At 64.2% G+C, this 15,188-nt stretch carries 12 protein-coding genes and 4 tRNA genes; 2 read left to right on the forward strand and 14 right to left on the reverse strand.

The window, feature by feature from the left end; translation table 11 throughout:
• Positions 1-56: 56 nt before the first annotated feature.
• The 6 genes from AC1DX2_RS08330 to AC1DX2_RS08355 form a co-directional block, all read right to left on the reverse strand.
• Positions 57-536, reverse strand: a complete 480-nt coding sequence (locus AC1DX2_RS08330; protein WP_477195871.1) for a hypothetical protein — start codon at positions 534-536, stop codon at positions 57-59.
• Positions 537-557: 21 nt separating this feature from the next.
• Positions 558-1,805 carry a type II secretion system F family protein gene (locus AC1DX2_RS08335; RefSeq protein WP_477195872.1) on the reverse strand — a complete coding sequence of 416 codons (1,248 nt, stop codon included), beginning with the start codon at positions 1,803-1,805 and terminating at the stop codon, positions 558-560.
• A 19-nt stretch (positions 1,806-1,824) separates the two neighbouring features.
• Positions 1,825-3,585 carry a GspE/PulE family protein gene (locus AC1DX2_RS08340; RefSeq protein WP_477196655.1) on the reverse strand — a complete coding sequence of 587 codons (1,761 nt, stop codon included), beginning with the start codon at positions 3,583-3,585 and terminating at the stop codon, positions 1,825-1,827.
• Between the two features lie 54 nt (positions 3,586-3,639).
• Entirely contained in the window at positions 3,640-4,266 is a 627-nt protein-coding gene (locus tag AC1DX2_RS08345; protein WP_477195873.1) for a DUF6806 family protein, read from the reverse strand.
• Between the two features lie 104 nt (positions 4,267-4,370).
• Positions 4,371-4,952 (reverse strand): YceI family protein, encoded by a 582-nt coding sequence (locus tag AC1DX2_RS08350; protein WP_477195874.1) that lies wholly within the window; start codon positions 4,950-4,952, stop codon positions 4,371-4,373.
• A gap of 45 nt (positions 4,953-4,997) precedes the next feature.
• Entirely contained in the window at positions 4,998-5,816 is an 819-nt protein-coding gene (locus AC1DX2_RS08355; RefSeq protein ID WP_477195875.1) for a substrate-binding periplasmic protein, read from the reverse strand.
• 198 nt (positions 5,817-6,014) lie between these two features.
• Here AC1DX2_RS08355 and AC1DX2_RS08360 point away from each other — a divergent pair, with 198 nt between their 5' ends.
• Positions 6,015-7,874 carry a phospholipase D-like domain-containing protein gene (locus tag AC1DX2_RS08360; protein ID WP_477195876.1) on the forward strand — a complete coding sequence of 620 codons (1,860 nt, stop codon included), beginning with the start codon at positions 6,015-6,017 and terminating at the stop codon, positions 7,872-7,874.
• Positions 7,875-7,902: 28 nt separating this feature from the next.
• Here AC1DX2_RS08360 and AC1DX2_RS08365 read toward each other — a convergent pair.
• Positions 7,903-7,994, reverse strand: a tRNA-Leu gene (locus AC1DX2_RS08365).
• Between the two features lie 71 nt (positions 7,995-8,065).
• Here AC1DX2_RS08365 and AC1DX2_RS08370 point away from each other — a divergent pair.
• Positions 8,066-8,299, forward strand: a complete 234-nt coding sequence (locus tag AC1DX2_RS08370) for a hypothetical protein (protein WP_477195877.1) — start codon at positions 8,066-8,068, stop codon at positions 8,297-8,299.
• A 71-nt stretch (positions 8,300-8,370) separates the two neighbouring features.
• Here AC1DX2_RS08370 and AC1DX2_RS08375 read toward each other — a convergent pair.
• The 7 genes from AC1DX2_RS08375 to AC1DX2_RS08405 form a co-directional block, all read right to left on the reverse strand.
• A tRNA-Cys gene (locus AC1DX2_RS08375) sits at positions 8,371-8,444 on the reverse strand.
• Between the two features lie 52 nt (positions 8,445-8,496).
• Positions 8,497-8,572: transfer RNA gene (locus AC1DX2_RS08380), tRNA-Gly, on the reverse strand.
• 124 nt (positions 8,573-8,696) lie between these two features.
• A complete protein-coding gene (lon, locus tag AC1DX2_RS08385) occupies positions 8,697-11,150 on the reverse strand; it encodes an endopeptidase La (protein WP_477195878.1) in 2,454 nt (817 codons plus the stop codon).
• A gap of 121 nt (positions 11,151-11,271) precedes the next feature.
• The gene (gene clpX, locus AC1DX2_RS08390; protein WP_477195879.1) at positions 11,272-12,537 is read right to left on the reverse strand and encodes an ATP-dependent Clp protease ATP-binding subunit ClpX; all 1,266 of its coding nucleotides are present in this window, start codon (positions 12,535-12,537) and stop codon (positions 11,272-11,274) included.
• Positions 12,538-12,769: 232 nt separating this feature from the next.
• Positions 12,770-13,378, reverse strand: coding sequence for an ATP-dependent Clp endopeptidase proteolytic subunit ClpP (gene clpP / locus AC1DX2_RS08395; protein WP_477195880.1), 609 nt, complete (start codon positions 13,376-13,378; stop codon positions 12,770-12,772).
• Positions 13,379-13,585: 207 nt separating this feature from the next.
• A complete protein-coding gene (tig, locus tag AC1DX2_RS08400) occupies positions 13,586-14,896 on the reverse strand; it encodes a trigger factor (protein WP_477195881.1) in 1,311 nt (436 codons plus the stop codon).
• Positions 14,897-14,947: 51 nt separating this feature from the next.
• Positions 14,948-15,034: transfer RNA gene (locus tag AC1DX2_RS08405), tRNA-Leu, on the reverse strand.
• Positions 15,035-15,188 lie beyond the last annotated feature (154 nt).

A 15,188-nucleotide genomic window follows, 5' to 3' on the forward strand; every position in this document is an offset into this window, starting at 1 on the left:
GGACAGGCTTTGGCAAAATCGAACCGGCCCCGCGCATTGCCCCTCGGCCGCAGCCGTCACAACATCGGCTGGCCCAGCCAAGAGCAAGGCTCGCGTGCAGCCAGACTGGGCCGGCCAGTCGGCCCGCCCAGTTGCAGCAGCACCCAGGGTGCACCACTGGCATTGCGCAGCGCCCAGTCATTGCGCGGCAGGTAGACCAGGCAGCTGCAGCCGGCATCAAAGGCCCACTGACCCTGCAGCGTCTGCGCCGCCTGTCCCAAGGGCATGGCACCGGCGTAGTTCAGCGGCTTGCGCTCCAGCAACTCAAACGGGTTGGCGGCGGGTTTGGCGCCACCCTGCAATTGCGCCAGCACCAGCGCCTGCTTGAGCGCGCGCACGGTGGCGCGAAAGCTGACCAGCTCGGCCTGCGCCTGCAGCTGGCGGCTTTGCTGCCAGGCCACACCGCCCAAGCCCAGCATCAACAGGCCAAACAGCAGCCACTCGACAAACCGCAGTTGCCGGGCGTGGTTGCCGGAGCGCAGGTCGTCCTGGGGCATGCTGCGACCAACCTGCCTTGACTACCCGCCCCCGCGCCCCATGGCCGCCTGGCCCAGGTTCCACAGCGGCAGGAACACGCCCAGCGCCAGCAACAGCACCAGCCCGGCGATCAGCACCAGCAGCACCGGCTCGATGGCGGCCGACAGGCCCTTGATGGCGTAGTCGGTCTCGCGCTCGTACATGCCGGCGATCTCGAACAGCAGGTTGTCCAGCTCGCCGGTTTCCTCGCCGACGGCGATCATCTGCAGCACCACGGGTGTGAACACGCCGGTGGCGGCGGCGCAGCGCGAGATGCTCTCGCCGCGCTCGATGCCGTCGCGCATCTGCTCCACCCGGCTGCCGATGTAGGTGTTGTCCACCGTCTGCGCCACCACGGTGAGCGCCTGCACGATGGGCACACCGCTCTGGCTGGACAGCGCGAAGCTGCGCGCAAAGCGCGACAGCGTGGCCTTGACGATGATGGGGCCGACGATGGGCAGCTCCAGCTTCTTGCGGTCCCACTTGTAGCGGCCATCGGGTGTGCGCAAGTAGGCCCGCACGGCCACCACACCCCCGACGGCCAGGGCCAGCAGCAGGGGCCACCACTGCACCGTCCAGTTCGACAAGCCGATCAAGCCGCGCGTGATGGCCGGCAGCGGCGCGTTGAAACCGGCAAACACCTTGGCGAAAGTGGGGATGACGAAAATGTTGATGATGGCCACGGCCACCACCATGGCAATCACCACGAAGCTGGGGTAGCGCATGGCCTGCTTGATGCGCTCGCGCACGTCACGCTCGAATTCCATGTGCTGCGTCAGGCGCAGGAACACCTCGGTCAGGCGCCCGGTCATCTCGCCCACGCGCATCATGGAGACATAAAAACCGTTGAAGGCGTCGGGGTGACGGGCCAGCGCGGCCGACAGCTCGCGCCCCTGGTCCAGGCTGGCACGGATGTCCTGCAGCATCTCCACCACGGCGGGCTTGTCGGTGGAGGCTTCCAGCCCTGCCAGCGCGCGCAGGATGGGGATGCCGGCCTTGTCCAGCGTGTACATCTGGCGCGAGAAGATCATCACGTCTTCGTCGTTGACCGGCTTGCGGCTCAGGCGCGCCAGCAGCGAGTCACCGGCGGCCTTCTTCTTTTCGGCGACCGACTCCTCGGGCGCGATGTGCACCGGCGTGACGCCTATGGCCAGCAATTGGTCGGCCACCGACGCCTCTGTCATGGCCTCAAGTTGCCCTTTGACCAGTTCGCCCCGGGCGTTGCGCCCGCGCCAGCCATACGTCGCCATGGCCTAGAAGATGCCCGAACTAGTCATCGGTGTCCTGGCTGACCCGCATGGCCTCGGCCATCGAGGTCTTGCCCTGGCGCACCAGCTCCAGCGCATGGAAACCCAGCGTGTGGCCCTTCATGCGCTCGCGCGCGGCGGCCATGAAGGCGGCCGGGTCGGAATGGGTGGCGGCGTGCGTCAGCGTGGTGTCCATTTCCAGCAGCTCGTACACGCCCTGCCGGCCGGTATAACCGGTGCCGTTGCAGGCCGAGCAGCCGCGTCCGCGTTTGGGGGTGATCCCTTCCGCGCCGGATTCGCCCACCATGCTCTCCAGCCAGGCCAGTTCTTGCGCGTTGGGCGCCTGCGGCTCGAAGCAGCTGTCACAATTCAGCCGCACCAGGCGCTGCGCAATCACCGCCTGCAGCGATGTGGCCACCATGAAGGGCGGCACGCCCATGTCCAGCAGGCGAAACGGCGTGCTCATGGCGTCACGGGTGTGCAGCGTGGACAGCACCAGGTGGCCGGTGATGGCGGCGCGCAGGCCAATCTCAGCCGTTTCGGCGTCGCGCATTTCGCCCACCAGGATCACGTCCGGGTCCTGGCGCAGGCAGGCGCGCAGCACGCGGGCAAAGCTCAGCTCGATTTTCTCATTGACCTGCACCTGCGTGATGGACGGCAGGCGGTACTCCACCGGGTCTTCCACGGTGATGACCTTCAGCTCGGTGGAATTCAGCTCGTTCAAGGCCGCGTACAGCGTGGTGGTCTTGCCGGAACCGGTGGGGCCGGTGACCAGCACCATGCCCGAGGTGCGGCCCAGGATTTCGCGAAAGCGCGCCAGCATGTGGGCCGGCATGCCGATGCGGTCCAGGCTGCGCACGCCACCGCCCTGCGACAGCAGGCGCATCACCACCGACTCGCCCCAGGCCGAGGGCAGCGTGGACAGGCGCACGTCCATGGTCTGGTCGCGCAGCCGCACGCTGAAGCGGCCGTCCTGCGGCAGGCGCTTTTCGGAAATGTCCAGCCCGGCCATCAGCTTGATGCGCTGGGCCAGCGCGGGGGCGATGCGTTTGTCGGCCTCGGTCTGGGTCTGCAACACGCCGTCCACCCGCACGCGGATCTGCAGACCGGCTTCTTGCGGCTCGATGTGCACGTCGGAAGCCCCGACCTGAGAGGCGTCCTCGAAGATGGTCTGCAGCAGCTTGACGATGGGCGCGCCCTCCTGCCCCACGGTGGCCGACAGTTCGCCGAAGTCCACCGCATCGCCGAGGTCTTTTTCGACCGCGCGCGCCAGGCCGCTGATTTCCTCGGTGCGGCGGTACAGGCGGTCAAAGGCCAGCGGCAGGTGGCTTTCAGGCGCCACCGCGATGGCGATGGTGCGCTTGAGCAGCCGGGTGATCTCGTCGTAGGCGAACAGGTCCAGCGGGTCGGCCAGCGCCACCAGCAGACTGTCGCCCTTGTCCTCCAGCGCCAACGCGCGGAAACGTCGGGCGGCGGATTCGGGCAGCAGCTTGACGACGTCGGCCCGGAACGGGAAGGTCTTCAGGTTGACGAAGGGGATGCGCAGCTGGCGCGCCAGCGCGTTGGCTAACGCCTCTTCGGTGATGATGCCGGTCTCGATGAGGATGCGCCCCATCTTCTTGCCGGTCTGGCGCTGCTGATCGAGGATCTGCGTCAGCTGCTCGGCGGAAATCACCCGCTGCTGCACCAGCACGTCGCCCAGGCGCAGTTTTTCAGGGCGCCCACCGGGGGCTGCAGTGCCGCGCTGGGCTTCAGCGTTGCCGAGTGCGGCGCTGGTGGTCATGTTCATGGCGGCGCGGTACTCGGGGTGGCGGTGAATGCGACGTCAGTGCCGGTGTCAGTGCAGGTGGCGTGGCTTGCGGCCTCCGGGGTGGCCCACACCGCCCTGGCCGCCGCCGCGCGGCGGCTTGCCCAGGGCCAGCGAATTGACCAGGGTGTCGAACCGCTGGCTGAACAGCTTGTCGATCTCGGTCACCACGCCGGCCAATTCGGAACCGTCGAAATGGCGCTCCATCAGGTTGACCACGTCCTGCACCAGCAGATCGCGCTGCACCTGCATGATGGCGGCCGGATCGGGGCCGACGAACAGCATCAGGAAATCGTCGCGCGACTCGGCGCCGGACTGCTCGTCTTCCTCGTCGAACTCGGCGTCATAAAAAGTGACTTCGATGGCGGCGCCAGCCTCGGCCAGGTCGTTGACGCTCATGCACATCTCGTCCAGCGATTGGCGGAAGTCTTCATCACCGGCCACCGTCCAGCAGATCTGCAACAGGTGCGCCTGGTCGTCGAACTGTATGCCCGGCTCGTCCTCGTAGGCGCTGCCGGCGCCGTCGGCCAGCGACTTGGCGCCGGCGTATTTCCACAGCGGCTTGAGGGCGTCTTGCACCTGCTCGAAGCTCACTTCGGCGCGCAGCGGCACTTCTCCGTGCACATGGATTTCAAAAGGGGCGTTGTAGCGTGGCATAGCCGTCATCCATCAGCGCGGGCCGCATGGCGCAAGCCCGCTGAACCCATTGTGCCACGGTATGCGGGCGCCGCCAGCCCCGTGAAACACCCTTCCCGGCGCCCCTACTGCGCAATGCCTTCGATGCTGAAATACAGCGTCACCTCATCGCTGACGAAGGGCGCGTAAGCGCCCATGTGGTAGTCGCTGCGCAGGATGGCAGCCTGCCCGTTGGCGCCGCAGGCGCGCTTGAGGTAGACAATCATGAAGCGGCAGGCAAAGCGCGTCACCTCCACGGTGACCGGGCGCGTCACGTCCTTGATGGTCAACTGGCCTTCGACCTGCTTGAGCTGGTCTTCCACGAAGACCAGGCGGGTGGAGTTGAAGCTGATCCTGGGGTACTGCGCGACGTCGAAAAAGCTGTCCGAACGCAACACCTTGTCGAACGCCTCGGAGCCGGCGCTGATGGAGGTGGCGTCTATCTCCAGGCTCACCGAGCCGCTGCGCTCGGCCAGGTCCAGCTCTATGCTGCCGCTGGTGCGGTCAAACCGCCCACGCTGGTAAGACAAGCCCCAGTGGCTGTACTCGAAGCTGCTGAAGCTGTGCAGGGGGTCGATCTGGTAACGCTGGCCCGCCTGCACCGTCCAGGGCGCCAGCAGGGTGGCGCACAACAACAGCGGGCTCAACAGGCGCAAGGGTGGCAACATGGTGCCACTGTGCCAGAAACGGCGCTGGTCCGCCCGGCCGGCTGACTATTTGCAGCCCAGCTTTTCCACCGCCACCACACAGGGCACATACAGTTCGCGCAAGCGCTTGTAGGTGCCATCGCGCAGCAGTGTGGCAAACGCAGCATCAAAGTCGCGCACGAACTGCGGGCTGATGGTCTTCTTGCTGAAGGCCACGCGGCTGGCGTCACTGGCCACCACCACACTGGTCTTGACGATGGCCTGGTCCAGCCCGAGCTCGCGGATCTCGTTCAATCCCACCGTTTCATCGGCAATCAGGCCATCGAGCCGGCCCAGCCGAATCATCTGCCAGGCGCTTTCGCGCGATGAAACCGGCACCAGGCGGGCGTGGAAGGCCGCTTCAGCCGCCAGCTTGTCAAACGACTGGCCGTAGGACACGCCGACCTGCGCACCCAGGCGAAAGCCGGCGGCGGTAACGTCGGCCAGCTTGTCCAGCTTGTACTTGTCGGCCGCGGCGCGGCTGGCAAACAGCACATTGGGCGAGCGCATCACGGGCACCGAGAACAGCGCATAGCGTTTGCGCTCCTCGCTCTCGAAAGCACCGGGCAGCACGTCCAGACGGCCGTTTTCCAGCTCCAGCAGCGCACGTGCCCAGGGCATGCCGACAAAGCGGGCCGTACAGCCCATGCGCCGCAGCACCTCCACCACCATGTCGTGGTTGAAGCTGGGCTCCACGCCATCGGGCAGCAGTTTGGCCGTTGTGCTCTTGTCGGGGTTCCAGCGCACGGTCTTCACGCAGTCGGCGGCTTGCGCACGGCAACAGCACAGCAGTGCCAGGGCCAAGCCCAGACTGCGCAACGCCAGGCCAACAAGAGTTCGCTGCATGCTGCAATGATGCCCCAAGGTTGGACAGGATGGAAGGCGTGCAAAACCGCGACCGACGGCGGCCGGGATCCATTGTGCCCCGCCTCATTGAGCGTGCCTGCGCCCGATTGGTTGCGCGCAACATCCACCATTTGGGGGATTGCCCATTGGCGGCTGCCCTGTAGGCTGGCGGCGACATCCACTACCGAGGGGGACGCGATGCGTGTCACCAAACAAAGCGGCAAGTTTGCGGTCCGCGCCATCTCAGGCACCCGCGTCGTGCTGATGGCCTGGGACATCGATGACGACGCCCTCCAGGGGCTGCAAGGCTTCGCCATCCAGCATGCCAGCGACGGCAAGCCCGGCAAATGGCTGCCGGGGATCAAGTACTTCACAGACCTGGTTCCCGCGCCGGTGGCTGGTGCCACCTACTCGAGCCGCGAGCACCCTTTCCAGACCTTCCTGTGGTCCGACTACACGCTGGAGCCGGGCACCACGCACCAGTTCACCATTGCCGCGCTGTACGGCACGCCTGGCGACCTGACGGAGCGCTACACGGCCAAGTTCGAGATCAAGACAGAAAAGGCCAATGACGGCAAGCATGGCATCTGGTTCAACCGGGGGGCCATCGCCAGCCATGCGCTGGCCGCCCAATTCCAGAACAAGCAGATCACCGACGACATGTTCAACGCGCTGGATGACGACGGTCACTTGCTGGACCCGGAAGTGGCCTGGCTGTCCCGCGGCTTGGCCGAGGCCTGCCTGGACCTGATCAACGGGACCCAGGCCGGCGAAGCCTTGCGGGTCTGCGCCTACGAGTTCACCTACGCGCCCGTGCTCAACGCGCTGAAGGAGGCGCTCAAGCGCGGCGTGGACGTGCGCATTGTCTACCACGACACCAAGAGCGAGAAGGACCCGAACGTCAAGGCCATCAAGCTCGCCAAGCTGACCAAGACGGCCAAGGTCAACGGCAAGTCCGTGCAGATTTTGTTCCCGCGCACACGCACCAAGATTCCGCACAACAAGTTCATCGTCAAGATCAAGGGCGGCAAGCCTCAATGCGTGTGGACGGGCTCCACCAATTTCACCAGCACCGGCTTCTTCGGGCAGACGAACGTCGGCCACCTGGTAACCAACCCGGTGGTTGCCAAGACCTACCTGGCCTGCTGGGAGGCGCTGAAGGACGACCCCACGCTGTCCAATGCCGTCAAGTCGGCGATGGCGTTGACCCCCAACCCGCCGAACGCGCCTTCGGCCACACGGCCCAGCGCCTTCTTCTCCCCGCGCCTCGCGCAAAACATGCTGGACTGGTATGCACAGCGCCTGGACGACGCCAACTCGCTCGCCGTCATGACCATCCCCTTCAATGTGGCGCCGGAAATACTCACCGGCCTGAGCGTGGCCGACAGCTGCCTGCGGCTGGTGATCCTGGAAGACCCGCCCAGCCAGGAGGTGCTGGCCGCCGAGAAAGCCAACAAGGGACGGCTGGCCTTTTCCAATGGCGCCATCCTGGGCAAGAATTTCGACAAGCTCAAGAGCTCGTTCGGTGGCGCGCACATGACCGAGATCACGAAAACGCCGCTGGAAAAGTGGTTCCTGAAAGAGGAACTGGCCCGCCCTGTCAACAGTGGCCATGTGTTCTTCGTGCACTCCAAGTTCCTGATGATCGACCCGCTGTCGGACGACCCGCTGGTGTGCTCCGGCTCGGCCAATTTCTCCAAGGGCTCGCTGATCAGCAACGACGAGAACATGCTGCTGATACGAGGAGATACGCGGGTCGCGGACATCTACCTGACGGAGTTCGACCGCATCTTCCGGCACTTCTACGCCCGCGATGCGACCAATGCCGCCGCCAACAAGGGGAACAAGAAAAACCCGCTGGAACTGGACGCCACCGGCGCCTGGATTCGCCCCTACTTCAAGGCTGGCAACTTCAAGAACACGCGCAGGCAGGTGTTTTTCCCGCCCAAGAGCGCCGCCCAGCAACCGTCATGGAGCGACGCCGCGGACAGCAACGATGACCCGTTCGCCGACGAGCTTGAGAAGAAGAAGGCCAACGCGAAGCCCAAGCCCACGTGACCCCAAGGGGCGACACCGGAGCCTCAATTGGTGCCCGAGACCGGAATCGAACCGGTACGCCCGTTTTCACGAAGCGGCGGATTTTAAGTCCGATGTGTCTACCAATTTCACCACTCGGGCACGCTGGCTTCTATTGTCCCCTGGAATTTCGGCCCGGAAAGCATTAGAGTGGACAAAAGGAGGTGATGATGATGGCCGCTGAGAGTGGTTTCGCGGTGTGGATCAGTGCCCTGAAGATTGTGCTGGGCCTGGGCGTGATGGTGGGTGCCATAGGCGGCGCCCTGTGGTATGCCAATTCGCTGCCGGCCTACTCCCCTGCGTTGGAGCAGGCCAAGCAGCAGGTGCCCGCGAATGCGCCCAACAGCACGCCCTCTGGCGACAAGTCCTGGGGGATCGCGCACGACTCACCGCTGCGCAAGAAATGACGCCCGCTGGGGCAATGATGCAAAACAAAAGCCCCGTCAACTCGCGTTGACGGGGCTCTGATTGCAGGCTCTGGAGGCGCGATCCGGAGTCGAACCGGACTAACCGGATTTGCAATCCGGGGCATAACCGCTTTGCTATCGCGCCAGATTCGGCTCTGACAAAAAAGGGAAGCCTGGGCTTCCCTTTTTGCGAAATCTGGAGCGGGAAAAGAGTCTCGAACTCTCGACCTCAACCTTGGCAAGGTTGCGCTCTACCAACTGAGCTATTCCCGCGTTTCAAGCCTTCAATTATAGCGCATTTTTTGCGCCTCTTTCAAGGCCTTGAAAAATTTCTGAAACCCAATTTATCGGATCCCAGTCACTCTTCAAACTGCTTTCACAGTGCGCCTATTGTACCTCAATGCTTGATCGCTTCCGGCACCGGCGCGACGACTGCCGAGGCAACCGCAGCGGTGGTGGCATCAGCTGCCGCAACGGCCGGTTGCTCATCTTCCGTCAGCGGCTCGGGCATGCGCTCCAGCGCGATTTCCAGCACCTTGTCTATCCAGCGCACCGGCACGATCTCCAGGCCGTTCTTCACGTTCTCGGGGATCTCCTGCAGGTCCTTGGCGTTCTCTTCCGGGATCAGCACCGTCTTGATGCCGCCGCGCAGCGCGGCCAGCAGCTTTTCCTTCAGGCCACCGATGGCGGTGACTTCGCCGCGCAGCGTGATCTCGCCCGTCATGGCCACGTCACCGCGCACCGGGATGCCGGTGAGCGCGGAGACAAAGGCCGTGGTCATGGCGGCGCCGGCGCTGGGGCCGTCCTTGGGGGTGGCGCCATCGGGCACGTGGATGTGGATGTCCCTCTTCTCGAACACCTCGTCCTTGATGCCCAGGCGGCGCGAGCGGCTGCGCACCACGGTGCGCGCGGCCTCGACCGATTCCTTCATCACATCGCCCAGCGAGCCAGTGCGGGTGATGACGCCCTTGCCGGGCATGATGGCGGCTTCGATCGTCAGCAGGTCGCCGCCCACCTCGGTCCAGGCCAGACCCACCACCTGGCCGACCTGGTTGCCCTCTTCAGCACGGCCATAGGTGTATTTGCGCACGCCCAGGTAGTCGTTCAGGTTGTCGGCGGTCACCTTCACCTGCGGCTCCAGCTTTTTCAGCTGCAGGCCCTTGACCACCTTGCGGCAGATCTTGGACAGCTCGCGCTCCAGCGAGCGCACGCCGGCTTCGCGGGTGTAGTAGCGCACGATGTCACGCACGGCGGACTCGGTCACGTCCAGTTCGGCCTCTTTCACACCGTTGTTCTTCAACTGCTTGGGCAGCAGGTACTTGATGGCGATGTTGGTTTTTTCGTCTTCGGTGTAACCGGCCAGTCGAATCACTTCCATGCGGTCCAGCAGGGCCGGGGGAATGTTCATGGAGTTGGACGTGGCGACAAACATCACGTCGCTGAGGTCAAAGTCCACCTCGACGTAGTGGTCGCCAAAGGTGTGGTTCTGCTCCGGGTCCAGCACCTCCAGCAGCGCGCTGGAGGGGTCGCCGCGGAAATCGGTGCCCAGCTTGTCGATCTCGTCCAGCAGGAACAGCGGATTGCGCGTGCCCACCTTGGACAGGCTCTGCAGCACCTTGCCGGGCATGGCGCCGATGTAGGTGCGGCGGTGGCCACGGATCTCGGCCTCGTCGCGCATGCCGCCCAGGGCCATGCGCACGTACTTGCGGCCGGTGGCCTTGGCGATGGACTGGCCCAGGGACGTCTTGCCCACGCCCGGGGGGCCCACCAGGCACAGGATGGGCGCCTTCACCTTGTCCACGCGCTGTTGCACCGCGAGGTATTCCAGGATGCGGTCCTTGACCTTGTCCAGGCCGAAGTGGTCTTCATTCAGCACGGTTTCGGCGTTTGCCAGGTTGTGCTTGATCTTGGTCTTGCTGGCCCAGGGCAGGCCCACCAGCACGTCGATGTAGTTGCGCACCACGGTGGCCTCGGCCGACATGGGTGACATCAGCTTGAGCTTTTTCAGCTCGGCCTCGGCCTTCTTCAAGGCCTCCTTGGGCATCTTGGCGGCCTTGATCTTCTTCTCGATCTCTTCGATGTCGGCGCCCTCTTCACCCTCGCCCAGCTCCTTCTGGATCGCCTTGACCTGCTCGTTGAGGTAGAAGTCGCGCTGGTTCTTCTCCATCTGGCGCTTGACGCGGCCGCGGATCTTCTTGTCGACGTTCAGGATGTCCACCTCGCGCTCGATCTGCGCGAACAGGTTTTCCAGCCGCTCCTTCACACTGGCCAGATCCAGCACGGCCTGCTTCTGGTCGAGCTTGAGCGGCAGGTGGGCGGCGATGGTGTCAGCCAGGCGGCCGGCGTCGTCGATGCTGGAGATGGAGGTCAGGATTTCGGGCGGAATCTTCTTGTTCAGCTTGACGTACTGGTCAAACTGCTGCATCACCGCACGGCGCAGCGCTTCGACTTCGCTGGGGCGCTCGCCGGTGACGCTTTCCTCGGCAGCGTCCAACGGCGTCACATTGGCGGAGAAGTGCGCCTCGCCTTCGACGATCTTGTTGACCTTGGCGCGCTGCTGGCCTTCCACCAGCACCTTGACGGTGCCGTCGGGCAGCTTGAGCATCTGCAGGATGGTGGATACGCAGCCGACGTCGAACATGTCGGAGACCAGCGGGTCATCCTTGGCGGCGGCTTTTTGCGCCACCAGCATGATGCGGCGCTCGGCCTCCATCGCCGACTCCAGCGCCTTGATGCTCTTGGGCCGGCCGACGAACAGCGGGATCACCATGTGGGGGAACACCACCACATCGCGCAGGGGCAACAGTGGCAGCTCTACAGGGGTGGCAGGCAGGGGGGTATGACCGGACATGGGAAAACCTTTGAGTTACCTGATGAATATGGACCGTGATGCAGGTTTTTCAAGCCGCAGTCATTATTGAAGGAGCTGTCGGCCTGGATTGCACGGGTAAGCCGGTGCGAACAGCCGCTTATCAGGCCTTCTTGGCCGTCTCGCGGTACACCAGCAGCGGTGGCTTGTTGTCGTCGATGGTGGACTCGTCCACCACCACCTTGTCCACGTTGCTGGCGTTGGGCAGGTCGAACATGGTGTCGATCAGCGCCACTTCCAGGATGGAGCGCAGGCCGCGCGCGCCGGTCTTGCGCGCCAGCGCCCTTCTGGCGATGGCCTTCAGCGCGGCCGGGCGGATTTCCAGATCCACCCCTTCCATCAACAGCAGCTTGGCGTATTGCTTGACCAGCGCGTTCTTCGGCTCGGTCAAAATTTCAACCAGCGCGTCCTCGCTCAGCTCGTCCAGCGTGGCGACCACCGGCATGCGGCCCACCAGCTCGGGGATCAGGCCGAACTTGATCAGGTCTTCCGGCTCCACGTCCTTGAAGACCTGGGTCAGGCTGCGCTGCTGCTTGCTGCGCACGGAGGCGCCAAAGCCGATGCCGGAGGATTCGGTGCGCGCCTCGATGACCTTTTCCAGCCCGGCGAACGCGCCGCCGCAGATGAACAGGATGTTGGTGGTGTCGATCTGCACGAAGTCCTGGTTGGGGTGCTTGCGCCCGCCCTGCGGCGGCACGCTGGCCATGGTGCCTTCGATCAGCTTCAGCAACGCCTGCTGCACGCCTTCGCCCGAGACGTCGCGGGTGATGGACGGGTTGTCGGACTTGCGCGAGATCTTGTCGATCTCGTCGATGTAGACAATGCCGCGCTGCGCCCGCTCGATGTCGTAGTTGCAGCTTTGCAGCAGTTTTTGCACGATGTTCTCGACGTCCTCGCCGACATAGCCGGCCTCGGTCAGCGTGGTGGCGTCGGCCATCACGAAGGGCACGTCCAGCATGCGTGCCAGCGTCTGCGCCAGCAGCGTCTTGCCGGAGCCGGTGGGACCGATCAGCAGGATGTTGCTCTTGGTCAGCTCGACATCGTCCTTCTTGGCCTTTTCCTTGTGGCGCAGGCGCTTGTAGTGGTTGTACACCGCCACCGCCAGCGTGCGCTTGGCCGGCTCCTGGCCGATCACGTAGTTGTCCAGGTTGACCTTGATCTCGCTGGGGGTGGGCAACTCGCTCTTGGCGTCGCGCACGTCGGCACCCGCGGGCAATTCGTCGCGGATGATCTCGTTGCACAACTCAATGCATTCGTCGCAGACGAACACTGAGGGGCCCGCAATCAGCTTTTTGACCTCGTGCTGACTCTTGCCGCAGAAAGAGCAGTACAGGGTTTTTTCGCTGGAAGAGCCTTTTTTCTCGGCCATGTGTAGAAGACGCCTTTACGGGAGTTTCACCAATGATAACCAAATAAAAACGGCACCTCTTGTTACAAGAGGCACCGCATGCAAGGCGATTTCGCCAAGTGAAAACAAGAAGTCGCCACCAAGCCACGCCACGAGTGCGGGGGTTTAAATTCCCGCCGGGCCGCCCAAGGGAATTTGCGGCCCCCTCGGGGGGCAGGGAACCACACGCAGTGGGCGACCGTGGGGCAATATTTCAGGAGCGCTTGGCGATGACCTGGTCCACCAGGCCGTAATCCTTGGACTCGTCTGCCGACATGTAATAGTCGCGCTCGGTGTCGCGGGCAATCCGCTCCAGCGGCTGGCCGGTGCGCTCGGCCAGGATCTTGTTCAGCTGCTCGCGCGTCTTCAGGATCTCGCGCGCCTGGATCTCGATTTCGGTCGCCTGGCCCTGGCTGCCGCCCGAAGGCTGGTGGATCATGATCTTGGAATTGGGCAGCGCAAAGCGCTTGCCCTTGGCGCCCGAGGCCAGCAGGAAGGCACCCATGCTGGCGGCCATGCCGGTGCACAGCGTGGAGACGTCCGGCTTGATGAAGTTCATGGTGTCGTAGATCGCCATGCCGGCCGTCACCGAGCCACCGGGGGAATTGATGTAGAAGTGGATGTCCTTGTCCGGGTTCTCGCTCTCCAGGAACAGCAACTGCGCCACCACCAGGTTGGCGGTCTGGTCGTTCACCGGACCGACCAGGAAAATCACGCGCTCTTTCAACAGGCGCGAATAAATGTCATACGACCGCTCGCCGCGGCCGGACTGCTCAATGACCATGGGGATCATGCCCAGGCCTTGCATATCAAGTGCACTCATCAAAGGGTCTCCGGTTACCCACTACTGTAACGAATAAATGGCGCCCCCAAGGGCCAGGCTGGACAAATCCACGCTGGGCTATCCACCGCGAGGCCCCTGTTGGGCGCTTGCCAAGCAAATGGGGCTTGTTGCCGGGACTGCAAGCCCCGGCACAAGCCCCATGGCCGGGCGCGGCGGCCCGTCAAGCGCTGTGGACGCTCAGGATGCTCAGTTCTGCCCCATCAACTCGTCGAAAGACACCGTCTTTTCAACGATCTTGGCTTTGGACAGCACGTAGTCGGTGACGTTGTTTTCTATCACAATCGCTTCCACCTCGGCCATGCGACGGTTGTCGCCGTAGTACCAGCGCACCACCTCGGCCGGCTTTTCGTAGCTGGCGGCCAGCTCTTCCACATGGGCGCGGATCTGCTCGGTCTTGGCACCCAGGTCCAGCGAACGCACCAGCTCGGCCACCACCAGGCCCAGACGCACGCGGCGCTCGGCCTGCGGGCGGAACAGGTCTTCGGGGATGGGCGCCTTGTCGGCATCCTTGACACCGCGCTGCTTCAGGTCGGCGCGGGCACCTTCGATCATGCGGTCCAGCTCGGCCGCCACGCTGGACTTGGGCAGGTCCAGCTCGGCCTGGGCCACCAGCGCGTCCATGGCGGCGGTCTTGTTGCGGGCCAGCAGGCGGAACTTGACTTCACGCTCCAGGTTCTTCTTGATGTCGGCGCGCAGCGCTTCCACGCTGGGGTTGTCGATACCCAGCGATTTGGCCAGTGCCTCGTTGACCTCGGGCAGATGGGCGGCCTCGATCTTCTTCACGGTGACCATGAAGTCGGCCGACTTGCCGGCCACGTCCTGGCCGTGGTAGTCCGCAGGGAAGGCCAGCGGGAAGGTCTTGCTCTCGCCGGTCTTCATGCCGCGCACGGCGGCTTCGAATTCCTTCAGCATCTGGCCGTCACCGACCAGGAACTGGAAGTCGTCGGCCTTGCCGCCGGCAAAGGGTTCGCCGTCGATCTTGCCTTCAAAGTCCACCGTCACGCGGTCGCCGTCCTGGGCGCCCTCGCTGTGGGGGCGCAACGAGAAGGTGCGGCGCTGCTTGCGCAGGATGTCCAGCGTCTTGTCGATGGCGGCGTCGGTCACCTCGGTGCCCAGGCGCTCCACTTCCGCGGTGGACAGGTCGCCCAGCTTGACGTCCGGATAAACCTCGAACACGGCGTCAAACGCCATTTCGCCGGTGGGAGCCACCTCGCGCTCGGTGATGCGCGGCTGGCCGGCCACGCGCAGCTTGGCCTCGTTGGCGGCGACGGCAAAGGCCTCGMCCACCTTGTCGTTCATCACCTCGTAGTGCACCGAATAGCCGTAGCGCTGGGCCACGACGCTGAAGGGCACCTTGCCGGGGCGGAAACCGTCCATCTTCACGGTGCGGGCGATCTTCTTCAGGCGCACGTCGACCTCGTTCTGGATGACGGCGACGGGCAGCGTCAGCGTCATCTTGCGTTCCAGCTTGTCAAGCGATACAACATTCACAGCCATGGGGATACTCCAACAAAAGGCTTCTAGCAGCTAATCAAAAACAGGTCATCGTGGTGCGCGGGGGGGGACTCGAACCCCCACACCATTGCTGGCGTCAGGACCTAAACCTGGTGCGTCTACCAATTTCGCCACCCGCGCAGCAAAAAAATAGGCGCCAATCACGCCGCACCGGCTGGGCCGGGGCGCGCTGACCACCCACTGAAATCGGTGAACCCGCCATTTTAACCTGTTGGCGGGGGTTTTCCGGCCCTACCCCCCGCCTCCGTTCGGGCTGAGCCTGTCGAAGCCGCCT

The sequence above is a fragment of the Hylemonella sp. P2_B10 genome (genome assembly GCF_056404875.1).

Bases quoted from the DNA above. Each gene is read 5' to 3' on its own strand.
- clpX (WP_477195879.1), bottom strand. From the start codon at position 12,537: ATGGCCGAGAAAAAAGGCTCTTCCAGCGAAAAAACCCTGTACTGCTCT.
- AC1DX2_RS08335 (WP_477195872.1), bottom strand. From the start codon at position 1,805: ATGGCGACGTATGGCTGGCGCGGGCGCAACGCCCGGGGCGAACTGGTC.
- AC1DX2_RS08370 (WP_477195877.1), top strand. From the start codon at position 8,066: ATGGCCGCTGAGAGTGGTTTCGCGGTGTGGATCAGTGCCCTGAAGATT.
- AC1DX2_RS08330 (WP_477195871.1), bottom strand. From the start codon at position 536: ATGCCCCAGGACGACCTGCGCTCCGGCAACCACGCCCGGCAACTGCGG.
- AC1DX2_RS08350 (WP_477195874.1), bottom strand. From the start codon at position 4,952: ATGTTGCCACCCTTGCGCCTGTTGAGCCCGCTGTTGTTGTGCGCCACC.
- AC1DX2_RS08355 (WP_477195875.1), bottom strand. From the start codon at position 5,816: ATGCAGCGAACTCTTGTTGGCCTGGCGTTGCGCAGTCTGGGCTTGGCC.
- AC1DX2_RS08360 (WP_477195876.1), top strand. From the start codon at position 6,015: ATGCGTGTCACCAAACAAAGCGGCAAGTTTGCGGTCCGCGCCATCTCA.
- AC1DX2_RS08345 (WP_477195873.1), bottom strand. From the start codon at position 4,266: ATGCCACGCTACAACGCCCCTTTTGAAATCCATGTGCACGGAGAAGTG.
- lon (WP_477195878.1), bottom strand. From the start codon at position 11,150: ATGTCCGGTCATACCCCCCTGCCTGCCACCCCTGTAGAGCTGCCACTG.
- AC1DX2_RS08340 (WP_477196655.1), bottom strand. From the start codon at position 3,585: ATGACCACCAGCGCCGCACTCGGCAACGCTGAAGCCCAGCGCGGCACT.
- clpP (WP_477195880.1), bottom strand. From the start codon at position 13,378: ATGAGTGCACTTGATATGCAAGGCCTGGGCATGATCCCCATGGTCATT.